The sequence below is a fragment of the Jeotgalicoccus meleagridis genome, from assembly GCF_903994045.1.
GTDB classification, from domain to species: domain Bacteria; phylum Bacillota; class Bacilli; order Staphylococcales; family Salinicoccaceae; genus Jeotgalicoccus; species Jeotgalicoccus meleagridis.
Window position 1 is genome coordinate 104,205 of record NZ_CAJEWD010000008.1, and the last position, 17,281, is coordinate 121,485.

Genomic DNA, 17,281 nt, shown 5'->3' on the forward strand with positions numbered 1-17,281 from the left:
TTATCGATCCTTTCTTAACTTATGGAGGTCTTGAACGAAAGTGGGAAATGATACGTCGATTGCTGAGTCATCGTCAATCTTAATTTCTTGATTTACGCCGATGCTCATCACTAACAGCATCATAATGATTCGGTGATCATGATACCCTTTGAAAATAGTGTTGTCAGTGACGACAGAAAAACCAGGATGAACTGTGAAACCATCTTCAAATTCATCGATTTTTACTCCAAATTTCTTTAGTTCTCCTACTACAGCTGAAATTCGGTCTGTTTCTTTATAACGGAGCTCACGAGCACCTTTTACTGTAGATGGCCCTGAGGCAAAGACGCCAAGCACTGCAAGAATTGGGATTTCATCAATTAACCGTGGAATAATTTCCCCATCAATAGAAAATGGTTTTAAGTCGCTTGTGTATTTAACATGAATATCACCAAATTTTTCACCATCAGATGATTTTTTGCTAATTTCTATGTTTGCCCCACATTCTTTTAAGACGTCAATAATACCTGAACGCGTCTCATTAAGTGACACATTCTCAATTGTAATATCAGAGTCTTTTGTAATGAGTGCTAAAACGATGAGAAAGGCAGCTGATGAAATATCACCAGGCACAGTGACATCACTTGCTTGTAAGTTTTTACCACCATTTAGAGTCACTGTCTTATTGTCGACCTTTAAGTCAGCTCCAAATTGACGCATCATAATTTCTGAATGATTTCTAGATTGATGGGTCTCATGGATAACAGTTGTTCCCTCTTGAAATAGACTAGCGAATAACAGGGCACTTTTGACTTGTGCACTGGCAATTGGCATATGGTATTCCATAGGTGTGATGTTACTAGGATTAATCACAATCGGTGGATATTTCTCATCTTTTAAAGTAATATTTGCTCCCATAGAATTTAAAGGTGTGACTACCCTATCCATTGGACGCTTTGCAATCGTTTGGTCACCTTCAATTGTTGCACTGACATGCTCTAAGCCTGCAATTAAACCAGTTAAAAGACGCGTCGTTGTACCTGAGTTGCCGGTGTAAAGTATATCTTCTGGAGAGTTTAAAGCACTATGTCCTTTTGATATCACTTGAAAATCGTCACCAACTCTTGAAACTTGAGCTCCAATTTGCTGCATGTTTTCGAACGTTCGAAGCGTATCAGCACTGATTAATGGATCTTTAATATAAGTTGTTCCTTCACTTAAGGCACCTAACATTAAAGCACGATGTGTGATGGACTTATCTCCTGGAACTTTCGTTGAACCAATAAATGTACTATTCAGTAACTGTTTCATAGTGTCTCCTTTATACGTCTTAGATAATCATATAAGTCTGATTTTTTGATGTCTGTTAAAGTTAGCGTGTTAGTGTCACTAAAGAGAATAAAGGTAATCAAGTCACCTTGATGATTCTTTTTATCTTGTTGCATCAATTTAATCATATCATCCTCGTTCATATTTTGAAGTAATTGAACTGGATAACCGTGGTGAGCCATAAAGTTATAATATTTAACTAAGTCGAAGTCCTGCTGATAAATTTCATTGGACAGATAAAGACTAAATAGAATACCTAACATGACCGCTTGACCGTGAGGGATTTTATATTGATATTCTATAGCATGGCCTAGGGTGTGACCTAGGTTTAAAAATTTTCTAGAGCCACTTTCATGCTCATCCTTAGTAACAATATCCATTTTTAGTTTAATCCCTGAGATAATAAATTCTGTAAGATCCTTAATCTCAATAGAATCCTTAGTAACCTTCATTAATGACTCTACTTCAATTTCACTTAAGAGAAGTGCATGTTTAAATACTTCTCCAAAACCACTTAACTTTTCATCGTTACTTAATGAATATAGAAAATCTAAATCATAGATGACTGCTTTAGGTCGATAAAAACTACCAATTAAGTTTTTACCATGAAGTGAATTAATAGCAGTCTTTCCACCAATTGCTGAATCGTGAGCAAGTAAAGTGGTCGGTATATGGATGTAGTCCACCCCTCTTAGGACGAGACTTGCAATCATGCCCCCAGCATCACCAGTCGCTCCCCCGCCAATAACCACAATTAAAGAATTTCTCTTAATTCCTAATTCAAGTAATTTTTCTATAGTGTTCATAAGAGGAGAAGCGTATTTAAACGATTCTCCTCCAGTAACCACAATCGGTGAATGTATATTTTTTAACTTAGTATCTTTATAGAGAGCATAAACATTTTCATCGATAAGATAAAAAACATCTTCATATTGTTCTGTCCAAGTTTTTAACTTGTTTTCTAGTATGTCGTTTGCAACAGAAATTGTGTAATTATTATTTTTATAAGATGTGCGAATATCCATATTAAAACTCTCTAATTCTTCTATTGTAACGCTCAAGCTCATCTTTTAATTCATTAAAATCATCACTTGGGAATTTATCTAAAATAGCTTCTGCAACTTCAATTGCAACCATGTGCTCAGCAACGATAGATGCTGCTGGAACTGCACTTGGATCAGAACGTTCAATCGTTGCAGTAAAGGGTTCTTTTGTATCGATATCTACACTCATCAGTGGTTTGTAGAGTGTCGGTATAGGTTTCATGACACCGCGGACAACAATTGGCATGCCCGTTGTCATACCACCTTCAAAGCCACCTAAGTTGTTGGAGCTTCTATAGTAACCATCGTCAGTTGAATATTTAATTTCATCTTGGACTTGACTACCAGGGGTTCTTGCCATCTTAAAGCCGAGACCAAACTCAACACCTTTAAAAGCATTAATACTGACAATGCTTCTCGCAATTTTTGCGTCAAGTTTACGGTCGTAATGGACATGTGATCCAAGGCCAACCGGTGGGTTCTCAACTATAACTTCGACGATACCACCGATTGTATCTCCTGCTTTCTTAGCTGCATCAATTGTTTTTTCTGCATCACTAACGACTTCATCTGACACCATTCGTACACTAGAGCTATTAGTTTTTTCTACAATGGTATCAAAGTCATATGTGCCTTCATCAACTACTTTACCGATTTGAGTCACACGTGATGTAATTTTTATATCTAATGCATGTAGCAACTCTTTGCACAGTGCACCAACAGCTACACGAGCAGTCGTTTCTCTTGCAGATGAGCGCTCTAAAACATTTCTTAAATCTCGGTGATTATATTTCATGCCACCAACTAGATCTGCATGACCTGGACGTGGTTTAGTAATGACACGCTTCATTTCACTTTCTTCTTCTTCTGTAATCGGCTCTGAGCCCATAATTTTAGTCCAATGCTTAAAGTCATCGTTGTTTATCTCTAGCATGATTGGACTTCCTAAAGTTTTACCATGTCTAACACCTGAGCCGAATTCAAAGGTATCCTTTTCAATTTGCATACGACGGCCACGTCCATAGCCACCTTGTCTTTTAAATAACTCTTCTTGCATTCTCTCTTTATTTAATGGAAGGTTTGCAGGAAAACCTTCAACTATAGCACTAACTTTTGGACCGTGTGATTCTCCTGAAGTTAAAAATCTCATAGTAAGCACCTCTGTTTAATTTATTTGTATATGAAAAAAAGACTGAGTAATTTCTTACCCAGCCTGGTTTCTTATCTTAGTAAATCCAAGCGCTATTAGATAGATTGTAATCAACTAGTTCACTTTGATCGAAGAAAAGATTTATTTCTCTTTCTGCACTTTCAGGTGAGTCTGAACCGTGAATGATGTTTTTCCCTACTGTTAAACCGAAGTCACCACGGATTGTTCCAGGTGCTGCTTCTTGTGGGTTAGTTGAACCAACTACAAGACGTGCTGTCTTGATAACATTTTCACCTTCAAGTACCATAGCGAATACTGGTCCAGAAGTGATGAATTCTACTAGTTCACCAAAGAATGGTCTCTCACTGTGCTCACCGTAGTGAGTTTTAGCAAGTTCATCAGATACTTGCATTAATTTAGCACCAACAATTTTAAAACCTTTGTTTTCTAGTCTTTCAACGATAGTACCAATTAGGTTTCTTTGGACTCCGTCCGGTTTAATCATAAGAAATGTTTTTTCCATGTTAATAGCTCCTTAAAAATATTTACGTCTTATTTTATCATTATTCATATATGACTACAAATCAATTACGTCTATTTTTTAATATATCGGTAATTTCTATAAAGTAGGACTTAATTGGCTCATCAATTGTCTCGACAGCCTTCTTAGCTTTTTCTATATGTTGAGTTGAGACATCCATTGCATGATCTATGGCAGTCGTATTTAAGAGATAGTCAATCAGTTTTTGGCTATCATTACCATCCTTAGAATATTCTCTGAGCATAGATTTAAACACTGGGTCACTATCTCTAAGAAGTAAGACAGGTAAAGTATAATGACCATTTTTTAAATCGGCAAATCTCGGTTTACCAAGTACTTTTGTAGAACCTGTAAAATCTAGGCAGTCATCTATAATTTGAAAGCTCATTCCAATGTGAAACCCATACTCCACTAACTTATCAATTATATTGTCATCAACTTGCCCTGCATAAGCACCTAGTTTGATGCTCAAGACAATTAACAGTGCTGTCTTTCTATAAATCTTTTGATAGTAGTCATCAACACTTTGTGCTTCATTAAATTGTGTATCTAACTGGATAATTTCCCCTCTAACAATTTCACGAATACCTTGTGAATAAGTCTCATGAAACTTAGGATTATCAATTTTTGCAACGACTTGAAGTGCTGTAGACAAAAGATAATTTCCTGTGTTGACAGCTTGGAAGTAACCTTGATCATGGTAGACCGTTGGTTTACCACGGCGTAGCTCACTATCATCGATAATATCATCATGGACGAGGCTAGCCATATGTAGGAGTTCTAGGCTTGCACCAGTTTTTAAAACATTATCATACAAATTGGCATCTCCAAGTTTACCAGCAAGAATTGTAAATAAGGGTCTGAGTTTTTTCCCCCCATTGTTAAACAATTCATAGCTCTTATCGTTGACTAAGGTACCATTCGGTTCCAGTTCAGCTTTGACAATTTTTTTAACATGTTGAAGCTCTTCTGACATAAATTTTCTTAATCGTTTCACATTTGATCACCAAGCGCTTTATAGCCAATATGTGTTGCAGCTGTGCCAAAAGTATGTGGAATCACCTTAACATTGATAAAGTTTTCAGTTTGTAGCATCTCTTTTAATTCTCTTTTAGTTAAAAAGTGACTGGTTGATTCATATAACCAAGTGTATTCTTGCCCACTACCTGCAATTTTTTGACCAAGAAAAGGCATAATTTTACTAAAGTAAATCTTAAAACCAAAGTTGATCAAAGGATTTTCTGGATTAGAAGTTTCTAGGACGACTAATTGACCGCCTGGCTTTAAGACACGATAAAATTCTCTAATACCTTTTTGATAGTCTGGTAAATTACGTAAACCAAATCCAATCGTCACAATATCGAATGTATTATCCTCATATGGCAAATCAGTAGCATCACCTTGAACGAGGTTGATATTGCCGAAATTTTCAGTTTTTTCTCTAGCGACAGCTAGCATATTTTCACTGAAATCTAAGCCTGTAATATCAGCTTTTAAGTTGTCAGCGAGTTGAAGTGTCCAATCTCCTGTCCCACAACATAAGTCTAAAACCTTGTGACCATCTTTGACGAATATTTCTCTATTAGTTTTATTGCGCCAAATCGTATGTTGGTTAAAGCTGATGATATCATTCATATGATCATAATCATTCGAGATATTGTTGAAGATTGTTTGAATTCTATTTTCTGTTTGCATTAGTCGTCACCTTTTATATTCTTTATGTATGTTATCTCACTTAGGTCTTTATCTATTAAATATTTGTCGATCGCACTATCTAGACCTAACTTAACATAATCATTATCTATTAAATATAGGAGCGGTGCAAACAATAGATATTTAACTTCTTCTAAGTCAATTTCAATATTTTCTTCATATATTTTTGACTTTCTTGAAGATAAGGTTTTAGATATCTCAACCATTTCGTAAACGATGTCCATTTTAGATTCACGACTTAAAGCAAAGTAAAATTCAGAAAAGTAGAAGTCTCCAGTTAAGACATGCTGCTCTCTTTTTTCATCAGATGGTATAGTATCTAAATTATTTAAAGCATATGTAAATAAAAGAATTGCTTCAACTACAGTTTTGTCTTTTATAATGTTAGCATCATCTTTTAAAAAGTTTGTAATGTCATTACTTTCTAGATCATCAATGATGTCTGATAAACTTATTTGATCATCCTGACCTACTGTTTGGTAGTTCATATATATCACCTTATAAATGAATAGACCTAACATAAAAGCGTTAGGCCTAAGTAAGTAGATTATTTAACTGCGTCTTTAAGTGCTTTACCCGCTTTGAATGCAGGTACTTTAGATGCTGGGATTTCGATTTCTTCACCAGACTGTGGGTTACGGCCTTTTCTAGCTGCACGCTCACGTACTTCAAAGTTACCGAAACCAATTAATTGTACTTTTTCACCTTTTGAAAGTGAACCTTGAATTGATTCGAATACTGCGTCTACAGCAGCTCCTGCTTCTTTTTTAGTTAAATCAGCTTTATCGCTGACAGCGTTGATTAAATCTGTCTTATTCATGAGATAGACCTCCTATAATCTGTATAATGATTTTATCATTATGTTTTGACTTTACCATACGACACTAGTGACTGCAACGCATTTAAGCGATTTTTAGAGTAAAAAAAAGCCCTGAAATTAGTTTTTATGAAGGCTGGTCATAAAAATAGCTTCATTATTTTCATCTACAGTCATCTCTGGGGAATATATAGGCACAATCGGTGTATATTCATAGAGTATTTTCCTAATATCTTCACCTGTCTTAAGTTCTAGTCCTTCATTTTCAATGATGTGGTTTAAATCAGGGCGATAATCTATGACATACTCTTCGCCCCCACTGTAGTAAACATTGAGTGGTTCACCTGTATATGGACTTGTGACAGTTGGATTCTCTTCTAAGTTGTAAAAATCTAAATCCAATTGATACACATTAGGCCCGACTTGTTCTCCAAGTTCTACATGCTCTCCCATACCTTTGATGCGAAGCGTTAAAGATCTTAGTTCTTCTATAATTGCTAAGTCTGCCAATTTCACGGTTGGCTTCTCTTCAGCATCGATAATGACGTACTGAAAATTACCACCGTTTTCATAAGCTGTTGTAGGAATATCAGAAAGATATTGTGGAGAAATTCTTGTGAAATCAATTTGATACTCTAGATATTCCACATTATCTGAGCTTGTTTTTATCGGTAAAATACCATCTTCATTTTTTTGAAAGTTCTCAACAGCACTTTGCACGTTTTGAATATCAGCCTCAGGTGGCATGCTGTTCTCACTACGTTCTTCAGCTGGATATAGACATCCACTTAAGATTAAAAGTGCAGTAGAGAGTGTTAATAAAAATGCTAATTTACGCATGTGATGAACCTCCAATGACTACGACCATTAGTAAAAAGGCAAGAGCCAAGAGGAACCATGCAACGGTGGATACTAAGATACTTATAATACGGATAGTAATTACATACCTCGAAAGGTATATTAAGACTGCTGAGAGTGCCATTAAGCCCATAGAGACAAAGGACACCCACATTAAATCCATTCTCGAAATATCGAACATATTTATACCTCTAACTATGACTATTTTTAATTTGGTTCTCTAATAATTGTTTTAAACCTTCTGATTCTGATGTTTTTTCTCTCTGCATTAAGGCTTGAAATGCTTCATCTTCATTCATACCTTCAAATAGATAACCAAATAAAGTTTTAGTAATCGGCATCTCAACATCTACTCTACTAGATAATTCATAAGCAGCACGTGTTGTGTTAACACCTTCTACAACCATACCCATTTGATCTACAGCTTCTTCAAGTGATAAACCACTCGCAAGCATCTGGCCACAGCGGTAGTTTCTTGAGTGTTGACTCGTTGCCGTGACAATCAAATCTCCCATGCCTGATAAGCCTAAGAAGGTAAGCGGATTAGCACCGAGTTTTGTCCCAAGCGCTGCAATTTCGTGTAAGCCTCTAGTAATTACAGCAGCTTTAGGGTTATCTCCAAAGCCGTAACCAGACAAGGCACCTACTGCTAAGGCAACGATATTTTTTAAGGCTCCACCGATTTCAACGCCGATTAAGTCACTGTTTACATAGACTCTAAAGTAATCTGTCATAAAAATATCTTGCATGATTTTAGCACCATCTACGTTAATAGAGGCAACACTGACTGTTGTCGGTTGTTTTTCTGCAACTTCTTCAGCGTGACTAGGACCACTTAAGACACAAATATCTGAGACGGTTGTATCATCGAAGACTTCAGATAGAACTTCTGAGACTCTCTTATATGAATTTAATTCTAGTCCTTTAGCAACATGAACAACTAACACTTGTTTGTTTAAAGTTTTCAAGTGTTCATGAATGTCAGTCGCAACAGTTCTCATGGCAGATACAGGAACTGCGAGAACAAGTGCATCAGCATGTTCTATTGCATCTGTTAGTGATGTTGTCGCGACAATATTCTCATCTAATTGAATATGTTTTAAGTAGCGCTCGTTTGTATGAGAATTGTTAATCTCATTAACAGTATCATGGTTTCTACCATATAAAAGTACTTGGTTTTGGTTGTCATTTAATACAATTGAAAGGCTAGTACCAAAACTGCCTGTTCCTATAACTGACACCTTCATAGGGAAAACGCCTCTCTTCTAATTTCTTTTACGACTAATAATATGAATCGGTGTACCTTTAAAGCCGAATGCTTTACGTAGTTGATTTTCAATATATCGACGATATGAAAAGTGCATCAATTCTGTATCGTTGACGAACAACACAAAGGTTGGTGGTTTGACACTGACCTGTGTACCGTAATAAATGCTGAGTCTACGACCGCTTGAATCTGTAGGTGTTGGATTCATACTTACACTGTCTACAAGTACTTCATTTAAAGTTGAAGACTGAATACGTTTTATACTCGATTCATATACTTCTTGAATTAATGGGAAAAGAGTTTTTAAACGTGCTGATGTCAAAGCAGATACAAAGGTAATCGGTGCATAATCTAAGTATTGGAAATTATCCTTGATATCGAGTTCAAAATCACGCATTGTTTTTTCATCTTTTTTAACGGCATCCCATTTATTAACGACAATGACAATTGCCTTACCTGCTTCATGGGCAAGACCAGCTATTCTCTTGTCTTGTTCACGAATACCTTCTTCACCGTTTAAAATTACGAGAACGATGTCAGAACGTTCAATGGCACGACTGGCTCTTAAGACAGAATATTTTTCTGTAGATTCATAAATCTTTCCTCTTTTTCTCATGCCAGCAGTATCGATTAAAGTATACGCTTCACCGTCATAAGTATAAGGAGTATCTACCGCATCACGCGTTGTACCTGCAATATTTGAAACGATAACACGTTCTTCTCCTAGGATAGCATTGACTAGGCTTGATTTTCCGACATTTGGTCGACCAATTAGTGACACTTTGATTGAAGTGTCTTCTTCGACATCCATTTCAAGTTGCTTAAAGTGCCCTGCAACCTCATCTAGAGCATCTCCAAGGCCGAGTCCATGAGAGCCTGAAACAGGGAAAGGTTCTCCTAATCCTAATTGATAAAATTCATAAATATCGTTTCTCATTTCAAAGTTATCAATTTTATTAACAACTAAAACGACAGGTTTATTTGATTTCTGTAAGATTCTAGCTACAAATAAGTCATCACGTGTAACATCTTCACGACCATTAACCACCATTAAGATGACATCAGCTTCAAGAATGGCTATTTCTGCCTGCATTTTAATTTGTTCTTGGAATGGTTCATCTTTGACTTCAATACCACCTGTATCAATTAGGTTAAAAGTATGATTTAACCACTCACCTTCTGCGTAGAGTCGATCTCTAGTCACTCCTGGAGTGTCTTCGACAATCGCTTTTCTTTCACCAATAATTCTATTAAAAAGTGTAGATTTTCCGACGTTGGGTCGGCCAACTACAGCTACTGTTGGTTTATACATTTTTAACCTCCCTATATGCACATATATTTTAACACAAATAAAATAAAGAGCGATAGTCACATCGCTCTTTAAGATAATGAACTTTTTAACTTATAAGTCTAGGTTTTTGAAACGATCACCGAAGACATCACCAAGTGTTGGTGCATCATCTTCTGAATCATCTGTGTAAACCTGAGTGTTTGATTCTCGTTTTTCTTGTCTAGGTCTTTCTGGTGCATCTTCAAGTGCCTTAATTGATAGAGAAATTTTTTCGTTATCTTTATCAAGACCGATAATTTTAACAGTAACCTCTTCTTCTTCTTTAAGAACATCTTGTGGAACATTTACATGTTCATGTGCAATTTCTGAAATGTGTACTAAGCCTTCCACACCGCTTGCAACTTCAACGAAAGCACCAAAGTCAACTAGACGCTTAACAGTACCTGTTAAAGTGTCACCGACTGAATGTGCATCGATAAATTGATCAAATGGAGATTCTCCAGCTTGTTTAATAGATAAGCTGATGCGTTCTTCTTCAGGTTTTACATCAAGAACCTTAACTTTGACCTTTTGGCCAATGTCTACTGCATCTTCTACACTTTCTACTCTTTCATAACTCAATTCAGAAATATGAGCTAGACCATCAACATTTCCAATCTTGATGAAAGCACCAAATGATGTTGTGCGAACAACTTCACCTTCAATAATGCTGCCAATTTCAAGATTTTCAAGCTCTTCTTGACGAAGTTTAGATTTTTCCCCTTCAACGATGCGTTTTCTATTTAAGATAACTCTGTTTTTATCCTGATCGATGTCTTCGACTTTTACATCTAATGTTTGATCATTAAATTGCTCAAGATCTTCAACATACTCATCAGAAAGTAATGATGCTGGGATAAAGCCTCTTACACCCACATCAAGTACAAGGCCAGCTTTAACAGCCTCAACAACCTTACCTTGAATAGTTTCATCATCTGCTTGTTTTTGTTTAAGCTCATCGTAAGTGTTTTGTTCATCTAATTTTCTGATGGAAATAATAATGTTTTTAGCATCATCTTCCACTTTGATAACAACCGCATTAATTTGATCATCAAGTGAAATAATATCATTTGGATGCTCAATACGCTTATTAGTGAGCTGACTAATTGGAATAATGCCTTCGTAGTCAGAATCATTTACTTGAACTTTAACAAACTTATCTTCGATGCTAGAAATAGTACCTGTTACTTGATCACCAATTTCAAAAGGTGAATTTGTTTCTAGGTCGTTCTGGATTTCTTCGCTGTTGTCTTGTGAGTTACTTGCATTTGACTCTTCGATGTTTGAATCTTCGTTCTTAATGTCTTCTGTCGCCATGTGCTTGCCTCCAATTACTAAACAATGTATATAAATAACTTCTTATAAATTGACACTTTTGTCAAGAGATTATTCAGAAAATAATAAATTGTTTAGTTTTTCTTTAAGAATTAGTGTTAAATCTTTACGTGTTTTTCCTGATGCTAAAACTTCTTTTGTATTTATCGGCTTGCCAAAAATGATTGTAATGCCTTCTTTTTTATTGTATTCACCTTTGATAATACAAGGTACAATAGGTGCTTCTGATTTAGAAGCGATGAAACTTGCCCCTTCTTGTAAAGGTTGCAATTCCTTTTTGTTACCTTTATTGCGATGCCCTTCCGGGAAGATTAAGAGCATACGTTCTTCCTCAAGTGCTTGTATTGAAGTTTTTAAAGCTGCTCTATCACTCTTACCTCTAGAGACCGGTATTGCATTTAGCGAAGGTAATAGTTTACCAAGCACTGGTATTTCAAATAATTCTGCCTTAGCAAAGAATGATAGGTCTCTATCGAGAGAAATACCAATCAGTGGTGGATCTAAATCATCGATATGATTAGAACATATCATGACAGGACCTGTAGCCGGCACCCGATCTTCTCCGATGACCTTAATGTTATAGCGTAACTTGTAGTAACGTTTGACTAAGAATTTTGCAACTTTGTAAATCATAAGTCTCCCTCCAGATGTTTCATAACTAGACGAATAATTTTGTCTTCAACTTCCTCTATAGAGAGATGACTCGTATCTAGTAAAATTGCATCGTGAGCTTGTACAAGCGGTGAAATTTCACGAGTACTATCGATATGATCTCGCCTAACTATGTCTTTTGTTAATTCTTCTAGTGTGTAATTATTACCGCGAGCTTGTTCTTCTAACAATCTTCTTTTAGCGCGGACTTCAGGATCTGCTTTCATAAAAATCTTAACTTCGGCATTGGGTAAAACAGTTGTGCCGACATCTCGTCCATCCATGACCACATTTGAAGCCTCACTGATTTTTCTTTGCATATCTACAAGATATGTTCTTACTTTTTCAAGGCTCGCAATATAACTCACATTTTTGGTGACTTCTTGTGAGCGAATGGCTTCACTTACATCTTGATCATTTAGATATACTTCATTGTTAACACCAAATGTAATGTGAATGTGATCTTCGATTTCGTCAATGATTTCTTCACCATTTTCTAAGGTGTAAAGGGTCACAGCTCTATACATAGCACCTGTATCGATATATAAGTAACCAAGCTTAGCTGCAACGCGTTTAGCAATTGTGCTTTTACCTGCAGCTGCAGGTCCATCAATTGCGATTCTTGTATGTGTCATCTTTCGTCCTACTTTCGTTTTATGGAATTATCAAAGTTTGTCCAACAGAAATTTCATTTTCACTTATACCATTTGCTTCTCTAATGCGCTGGACATTTTCTGAGCTGCCATCACCATAATACTGAATAGCAATACGGTAAAGATTATCTTCTGTAGTTACAGTGTGAGATGCATTCGCATTCGTTTGTTCTTCGTCAGTCGAATCATCACTTGTTTCTTCGTCTTGCATTTCTGTTTCAGCAACTTCAGCTTCTGTCGTATCCTCACTTGTAGAATCTGAATTTGTGCTGTTGTTATTTGTTGATTCTTCTGTGTTATCAGCAGTGTCGTCATTAGAATTTGTTGCTGATTCTTCCTCACTAGAATCAGTTTCACCTTTTGTTTCGATTGCTTGGCGAGATTCTTCTTCTAGTTTTTCTAATTCAGCTTCAGAATAGTTGAGATCTAAATCTTGTGTGCTTAAATCTTCATTACGACCTTCTGCTAAACGACGTTCATGCTCTTTTTTCTGCTCTTCTAATTCTTCATTGAAACCTTGGTTCTCATTATCTTCTTGCTTGTTTTCTTCAACACTTTCTTCAGTGTTAGCTTCTTCTGAAGCGAGTTCAATTTCATCGTCTAAGGAAGGCCAGAAATTAGAGAAGATTAAAAAGGCTAAGAGTACAGTAAGTGGAATTAAGACAATTAGACCGAGTACCCATGGTAGTTTTCCTCTTGAAGTTGTAGAACCTGTGTCTTGATTACTTTCTTTCTTTTTCTCTGTCTTGTTAGTCTGGTTTTTCTTGTTTGTAGTGGCTGCTGCAGCAAGACTTGTCTTTTTCTTTTCTTCTTCTTTAGGTTTACTACTCAGTTTTTCCTTTGAGATTTTAATCTCTTTTTTTATGCGATTCTGGTAATTATTAAATTGTCCTACAAAATACGCTTTACGTGCTTGATTTTTTTCAGGACTAAAATAGCCTTTTACTTTTTCAGTTAGGCTGTTATTATGCTCATTTTTTTCATCTTTTTTCTTATCATTATCTTTATTTTTGTGACGTGCACTGCGGCTGAGCGTTTCTTCAGCTTTATTATCATCGTTCTGACTCCTAGATGTTTTTTTATCAGCTTCATCCTGTGCGCGTTTTTGATTTAAATCCTTGTAAAAATCATCTTTCATACCGCATTCTCCTAGTCACTGAATTCTAACTTCAATTATATATTGTTTGCATAAACATTTAAAGAGTTATCAATCTTTAGTCGTATTGTTCTAAATTCAAACATTGTTCATTGATATATTTTTGATTTTCTCTTAAAATTATAAATGAACTAATCGTAAACGTTAAGAGGTGAAATATATGTGCGCTAAAAAGTACACCATAGTTGATCAAGATACTTGCATAGCATGCGGAGCATGTGGAGCAGCTGCACCAGATATATATGATTACGATGACGACGGCATTGCTTACGTCATTCTAGATGATAACCAGGGCGTGACTGCTGTACCAGAAGATTTACTGGAAGACATGGAAGATGCCTTCGATGGTTGTCCAACTGATTCAATTAAAGTAGAAGATGGCCCATTTGATGGTGATCCATTAAAATATGAATAAAAAATTTTAACTAGGCTACTTGATCTCATTTAATAATCGAAATCAAGTAGCCTAGTTTTTTTTGTTTAACACACTTATTTTGTAAAGACAGGAATTGCCTTTTTATAAATAACGTAACAAATAATACTTAAGATTATTCCCTTAACGACATTAAAAGGAATGATACCAGCGGTAACAACCACCTTAAGGTTATTGATGATATCAGTCTGATCAACAATTAAACCGTAAGCAGGTAAAAGCACAAAATAGTTTAACACGCTCATTGCAAGTACTAAGACCAAGGTGCCACAGATAAAACCATATATTAAACTCTTACTGGATTTACTTCTAGCGTAAAAGAAAAATACCGGTAGTAAAAAAGAAAAGGCAGCAAGTAAGTTTGCAATTGGACCGATGGGTTCAGACGCCATAAGAATACCGTATAAAAATATTTTCATGACGATAATCATAGTTCCACCTAGACCACCAAACATGATAAAACCAATAAAGGCAGGAATGTCGGATAAATCTAACATTAAAAATGGTGGTAAAAAAGGTAAAGGAAACTGAATAAGCATTAAGATAAACGACAAAGCACTTAAGATACTTATATTGATGATTTTTTTCAAACGCTGTCTATCCATATTCTTTAGTCCCTTCTTTTAGCTGGTAGTTTAATTATAAATTTAGTGCCTTCACCATATTCACTCTCGACAGAAATTGAGCCACCGTGTTTTTCTATAATATTTTTCACGATGTAAAGGCCAAGCCCTGTACCATGTTTTCCTCTAGTCCTTGCTTCATCTTCTTTATAGAATCGATCAAAGATATGTTGGAGATTCTCTTCTTTTATCCCTGTTCCAGTATCTTCTATTGAAATTTCGACTGTGTCATCTTGAGATTTATTTAAGCTAATTGTAATTGTATCCTCGTCTTTTGTATAGCGGATTGCGTTATCAATAATATTGGTCAGTACTTGATTTAGTTTATCCGCATCAAATGGAAATACAAAAGGCTCATCATCTGTTTCGACAATCAGTCTAGTCGCTTTATCTTTTAAGTCAAATTCATAGCGATGGATGAGTTTGTTTATAAGCGGTTTTAAATCTTGTTCCTCTATATTATATTGAACTTCATCAGAATCCATTCGTGCAATAATTAAAAGCTCATTAACCAGTTTGTTCATCCGGTCAGACTCATCTTTTATAATTGCTATCATCTCTTTAACTTCTTTAGGATCGGTGACAATATCATCTAACAATGCCTCTGAGTAACCACTCAACATTACCATCGGTGTCTTTAACTCATGGGAAACATTTGAAATAAATTCTGAACGCATTTTTTCATTATTAATTTCATCTGTAATGTCTCTAACTAACACTGTGACACCATTTATTTGACCGTTACTTGTCACTGGTGACATGGCAAGTTGTAAGTGTTTATTATTAATATCTAAACGCTCTAAGTGTGGTGAGCGATCTTCGACGACTGACTTAACAAGCGATGCGAAATAGCCGCTCGAATTAGAGGCATCAAAGATATCATAATATTTCTTTCCAGTCTGATTAGTATAGATGAGTTCAGCGTTTTTGTTTAAATAAAGAATTCCGTTTGAAAGAGAAGAAAAGACATTCTCTCTTAAATTTTTTTCATGTGTTAGTTCTGAAATCGTGTTATTTATATTGTCATTCATCTTGTTAAAAGCGAGTGTAAGTTCCCCTATTTCATCACGTGAAGTAACTTTTAACTTATTATACTTTCCTCTAGCTGTAGAAAAAGCTGAGTTTTTCAAAGCAATTAAAGGCTCTGTAATTCTAGAAATTAAGAAGAAAGCAAAGAAGGTGGTGAGTAGAAATAGTGTAATCGCACTGATCAACAAGATCATCAATACAGTTAAGAATGATTCATTTAAATCATCTAAATTAGAATACATAATCACTGCAGTATCTTTCTCAAAATAGTCGCTTAAATTATGTACTTTAACCATATATTCTCGATTTTCTGCATCGTTAAATATAAAGGTACTGACAGCATTATCAGCATTTAGAATTTCCTGGTTAATTTCTTCAGCCATACGTTTATTGCCGGTAATTACTTGACCATCTGAATAGATGATTAAGTTTTTCTCAGCACTAAGAAATGAACTCTGTAATTCTAAACTGTGGTTATTTAAAACCATCGTTTCGACACGAGTGATTTCTTTTTCAAGTTGATTTTCAGTAATATCTAGAGTGTAATTGCGGAAGAAAAAACTTAAAACAATCGATAATATAATTAAAACTGTAGTCACTATCATTAAGATAGTAAACCACAGTTTTGTTACGACACTAGATAGAAAACTCATTTTACGTTGACCTCAAATTTATAACCAATACCCCAAACCGTATGGATCATTTGACTCGCTTCCGGAGAAACTTTGTTTAACTTTTCTCTCAGTCTTTTAACGTGTGTATCGACTGTTCTTAAGTCACCGTAAAAATCGTAATTCCATACTTCTTTTAATAATTCCTCACGATTGAACACCTTGTCTGGACTTTTAGCTAAAAATAGTAATAGCTCGTATTCCTTCGGTGTTAAGTTTACTTTTTTATCGTCTGCTAGTACTCGGTGAGCATCATTATCAATGACGAGATGCTCAAAGACAACGATATCCTTAGCAGATGCATCTTTTTCTATAAAAGCTGTTTCCGATGAACGTCTAAGAATTGCTTTTACTCTTAGGACGACTTCTCTTGGAGAAAATGGTTTGACGATGTAATCATCAGCACCAACTTCAAGTCCTTCTACCCGATCAGCTTCCTCACCTTTAGCAGTCAGCATAATGATTGGTGTAGACTTTTCCTTACGTAACTCTTTAGCGACTTCAATACCATCCATTTCTGGCATCATCAAGTCTAAGAGAATGACATGGAAGTCTTGTTCTGTTGCGAGAGCAAGAGCTTCCTTACCATTTTCAGCTTCAACGATTTCATAATCTTCTCTTGATAAATATAAATTTAGTAATTTACGAATACGTTCTTCGTCATCGACGATTAATATTCTTTCTGTCATAGTTACCCTCTTTT

At 35.6% G+C, this 17,281-nt stretch carries 20 protein-coding genes; 1 reads left to right on the plus strand and 19 read right to left on the minus strand.

What is annotated here, in order from left to right; genetic code table 11:
* From aroA to JEOSCH030_RS06215, 16 genes are all read right to left on the minus strand, one after another.
* A complete protein-coding gene (aroA, locus tag JEOSCH030_RS06140) occupies positions 1 to 1,290 on the minus strand; it encodes a 3-phosphoshikimate 1-carboxyvinyltransferase (RefSeq protein ID WP_185125745.1) in 1,290 nt (429 codons plus the stop codon).
* Positions 1,287 to 2,375, minus strand: coding sequence for a 3-dehydroquinate synthase (locus JEOSCH030_RS06145; protein WP_235962238.1), 1,089 nt, complete (start codon positions 2,373 to 2,375; stop codon positions 1,287 to 1,289). Before JEOSCH030_RS06145 ends, aroA begins: the two co-directional genes overlap by 4 nt.
* Positions 2,335 to 3,501: a chorismate synthase gene (gene aroC, locus JEOSCH030_RS06150; protein WP_185125747.1), complete on the minus strand. Its 1,167-nt coding sequence runs from the start codon at positions 3,499 to 3,501 to the stop codon at positions 2,335 to 2,337. The genes JEOSCH030_RS06145 and aroC overlap by 41 nt, the downstream gene beginning before the upstream one ends.
* A gap of 76 nt (positions 3,502 to 3,577) precedes the next feature.
* Positions 3,578 to 4,024, minus strand: coding sequence for a nucleoside-diphosphate kinase (gene ndk, locus JEOSCH030_RS06155; protein ID WP_185125748.1), 447 nt, complete (start codon positions 4,022 to 4,024; stop codon positions 3,578 to 3,580).
* 61 nt (positions 4,025 to 4,085) lie between these two features.
* Complete coding sequence (locus JEOSCH030_RS06160) at positions 4,086 to 5,039, minus strand: polyprenyl synthetase family protein (protein ID WP_185125749.1); 954 nt, start codon at positions 5,037 to 5,039, stop codon at positions 4,086 to 4,088.
* Entirely contained in the window at positions 5,036 to 5,737 is a 702-nt protein-coding gene (locus JEOSCH030_RS06165; RefSeq protein WP_185125750.1) for a demethylmenaquinone methyltransferase, read from the minus strand. Before JEOSCH030_RS06165 ends, JEOSCH030_RS06160 begins: the two co-directional genes overlap by 4 nt.
* Positions 5,737 to 6,243, minus strand: coding sequence for a hypothetical protein (locus JEOSCH030_RS06170; RefSeq protein WP_185125751.1), 507 nt, complete (start codon positions 6,241 to 6,243; stop codon positions 5,737 to 5,739). Before JEOSCH030_RS06170 ends, JEOSCH030_RS06165 begins: the two co-directional genes overlap by 1 nt.
* Before the next feature lie 59 nt (positions 6,244 to 6,302).
* Positions 6,303 to 6,575: an HU family DNA-binding protein gene (locus JEOSCH030_RS06175; RefSeq protein WP_026866330.1), complete on the minus strand. Its 273-nt coding sequence runs from the start codon at positions 6,573 to 6,575 to the stop codon at positions 6,303 to 6,305.
* A 117-nt stretch (positions 6,576 to 6,692) separates the two neighbouring features.
* Positions 6,693 to 7,412 carry a hypothetical protein gene (locus JEOSCH030_RS06180; protein WP_185125752.1) on the minus strand — a complete coding sequence of 240 codons (720 nt, stop codon included), beginning with the start codon at positions 7,410 to 7,412 and terminating at the stop codon, positions 6,693 to 6,695.
* Complete coding sequence (locus tag JEOSCH030_RS06185) at positions 7,405 to 7,611, minus strand: DUF2768 family protein (protein ID WP_185125753.1); 207 nt, start codon at positions 7,609 to 7,611, stop codon at positions 7,405 to 7,407. Before JEOSCH030_RS06185 ends, JEOSCH030_RS06180 begins: the two co-directional genes overlap by 8 nt.
* 10 nt (positions 7,612 to 7,621) lie before the next feature.
* Positions 7,622 to 8,677, minus strand: a complete 1,056-nt coding sequence (locus JEOSCH030_RS06190) for an NAD(P)H-dependent glycerol-3-phosphate dehydrogenase (protein WP_185125754.1) — start codon at positions 8,675 to 8,677, stop codon at positions 7,622 to 7,624.
* Between the two features lie 18 nt (positions 8,678 to 8,695).
* Positions 8,696 to 10,009 carry a ribosome biogenesis GTPase Der gene (der, locus tag JEOSCH030_RS06195; RefSeq protein ID WP_185125755.1) on the minus strand — a complete coding sequence of 438 codons (1,314 nt, stop codon included), beginning with the start codon at positions 10,007 to 10,009 and terminating at the stop codon, positions 8,696 to 8,698.
* A gap of 90 nt (positions 10,010 to 10,099) precedes the next feature.
* Positions 10,100 to 11,344, minus strand: a complete 1,245-nt coding sequence (gene rpsA / locus JEOSCH030_RS06200) for a 30S ribosomal protein S1 (protein WP_185125756.1) — start codon at positions 11,342 to 11,344, stop codon at positions 10,100 to 10,102.
* A gap of 69 nt (positions 11,345 to 11,413) precedes the next feature.
* Positions 11,414 to 11,995, minus strand: a complete 582-nt coding sequence (locus tag JEOSCH030_RS06205) for a lysophospholipid acyltransferase family protein (protein WP_185125757.1) — start codon at positions 11,993 to 11,995, stop codon at positions 11,414 to 11,416.
* Positions 11,992 to 12,648 (minus strand): (d)CMP kinase, encoded by a 657-nt coding sequence (gene cmk / locus JEOSCH030_RS06210; protein ID WP_185125758.1) that lies wholly within the window; start codon positions 12,646 to 12,648, stop codon positions 11,992 to 11,994. Before cmk ends, JEOSCH030_RS06205 begins: the two co-directional genes overlap by 4 nt.
* Positions 12,649 to 12,667: 19 nt before the next feature.
* Entirely contained in the window at positions 12,668 to 13,804 is a 1,137-nt protein-coding gene (locus tag JEOSCH030_RS06215) for a LysM peptidoglycan-binding domain-containing protein (RefSeq protein ID WP_185125759.1), read from the minus strand.
* A gap of 178 nt (positions 13,805 to 13,982) precedes the next feature.
* On the opposite strand from JEOSCH030_RS06215, the gene JEOSCH030_RS06220 reads away from it, so the two are divergent.
* Complete coding sequence (locus JEOSCH030_RS06220) at positions 13,983 to 14,237, plus strand: ferredoxin (protein ID WP_185125760.1); 255 nt, start codon at positions 13,983 to 13,985, stop codon at positions 14,235 to 14,237.
* Positions 14,238 to 14,311: 74 nt separating this feature from the next.
* On the opposite strand, the gene JEOSCH030_RS06225 is transcribed toward JEOSCH030_RS06220, so the two are convergent.
* From JEOSCH030_RS06225 to JEOSCH030_RS06235, 3 genes are read right to left on the minus strand one after another with little or no spacing between them, the layout of a single operon-like run.
* Positions 14,312 to 14,860, minus strand: coding sequence for an ECF transporter S component (locus JEOSCH030_RS06225; protein ID WP_185125761.1), 549 nt, complete (start codon positions 14,858 to 14,860; stop codon positions 14,312 to 14,314).
* 5 nt (positions 14,861 to 14,865) lie between these two features.
* Positions 14,866 to 16,560, minus strand: coding sequence for a HAMP domain-containing sensor histidine kinase (locus JEOSCH030_RS06230; RefSeq protein WP_185125762.1), 1,695 nt, complete (start codon positions 16,558 to 16,560; stop codon positions 14,866 to 14,868).
* Complete coding sequence (locus JEOSCH030_RS06235; RefSeq protein ID WP_185125763.1) at positions 16,557 to 17,267, minus strand: response regulator; 711 nt, start codon at positions 17,265 to 17,267, stop codon at positions 16,557 to 16,559. Before JEOSCH030_RS06235 ends, JEOSCH030_RS06230 begins: the two co-directional genes overlap by 4 nt.
* Between the last annotated feature and the right edge of the window lie 14 nt (positions 17,268 to 17,281).

What these genes read in the sequence shown, in the direction of transcription:
- der (WP_185125755.1), bottom strand. Translation starts at nt 10,009, where the DNA reads ATGTATAAACCAACAGTAGCTGTAGTTGGCCGACCCAACGTCGGAAAA.
- cmk (WP_185125758.1), bottom strand. Translation starts at nt 12,648, where the DNA reads ATGACACATACAAGAATCGCAATTGATGGACCTGCAGCTGCAGGTAAA.
- JEOSCH030_RS06165 (WP_185125750.1), bottom strand. Translation starts at nt 5,737, where the DNA reads ATGCAAACAGAAAATAGAATTCAAACAATCTTCAACAATATCTCGAAT.
- JEOSCH030_RS06215 (WP_185125759.1), bottom strand. Translation starts at nt 13,804, where the DNA reads ATGAAAGATGATTTTTACAAGGATTTAAATCAAAAACGCGCACAGGAT.
- rpsA (WP_185125756.1), bottom strand. Translation starts at nt 11,344, where the DNA reads ATGGCGACAGAAGACATTAAGAACGAAGATTCAAACATCGAAGAGTCA.
- JEOSCH030_RS06190 (WP_185125754.1), bottom strand. Translation starts at nt 8,677, where the DNA reads ATGAAGGTGTCAGTTATAGGAACAGGCAGTTTTGGTACTAGCCTTTCA.
- JEOSCH030_RS06225 (WP_185125761.1), bottom strand. Translation starts at nt 14,860, where the DNA reads ATGGATAGACAGCGTTTGAAAAAAATCATCAATATAAGTATCTTAAGT.
- JEOSCH030_RS06175 (WP_026866330.1), bottom strand. Translation starts at nt 6,575, where the DNA reads ATGAATAAGACAGATTTAATCAACGCTGTCAGCGATAAAGCTGATTTA.
- aroC (WP_185125747.1), bottom strand. Translation starts at nt 3,501, where the DNA reads ATGAGATTTTTAACTTCAGGAGAATCACACGGTCCAAAAGTTAGTGCT.
- JEOSCH030_RS06220 (WP_185125760.1), top strand. Translation starts at nt 13,983, where the DNA reads ATGTGCGCTAAAAAGTACACCATAGTTGATCAAGATACTTGCATAGCA.
- JEOSCH030_RS06235 (WP_185125763.1), bottom strand. Translation starts at nt 17,267, where the DNA reads ATGACAGAAAGAATATTAATCGTCGATGACGAAGAACGTATTCGTAAA.
- JEOSCH030_RS06145 (WP_235962238.1), bottom strand. Translation starts at nt 2,375, where the DNA reads ATGAGCTTGAGCGTTACAATAGAAGAATTAGAGAGTTTTAATATGGAT.
- JEOSCH030_RS06180 (WP_185125752.1), bottom strand. Translation starts at nt 7,412, where the DNA reads ATGCGTAAATTAGCATTTTTATTAACACTCTCTACTGCACTTTTAATC.
- JEOSCH030_RS06230 (WP_185125762.1), bottom strand. Translation starts at nt 16,560, where the DNA reads ATGAGTTTTCTATCTAGTGTCGTAACAAAACTGTGGTTTACTATCTTA.
- JEOSCH030_RS06170 (WP_185125751.1), bottom strand. Translation starts at nt 6,243, where the DNA reads ATGAACTACCAAACAGTAGGTCAGGATGATCAAATAAGTTTATCAGAC.
- ndk (WP_185125748.1), bottom strand. Translation starts at nt 4,024, where the DNA reads ATGGAAAAAACATTTCTTATGATTAAACCGGACGGAGTCCAAAGAAAC.
- aroA (WP_185125745.1), bottom strand. Translation starts at nt 1,290, where the DNA reads ATGAAACAGTTACTGAATAGTACATTTATTGGTTCAACGAAAGTTCCA.
- JEOSCH030_RS06185 (WP_185125753.1), bottom strand. Translation starts at nt 7,611, where the DNA reads ATGTTCGATATTTCGAGAATGGATTTAATGTGGGTGTCCTTTGTCTCT.
- JEOSCH030_RS06205 (WP_185125757.1), bottom strand. Translation starts at nt 11,995, where the DNA reads ATGATTTACAAAGTTGCAAAATTCTTAGTCAAACGTTACTACAAGTTA.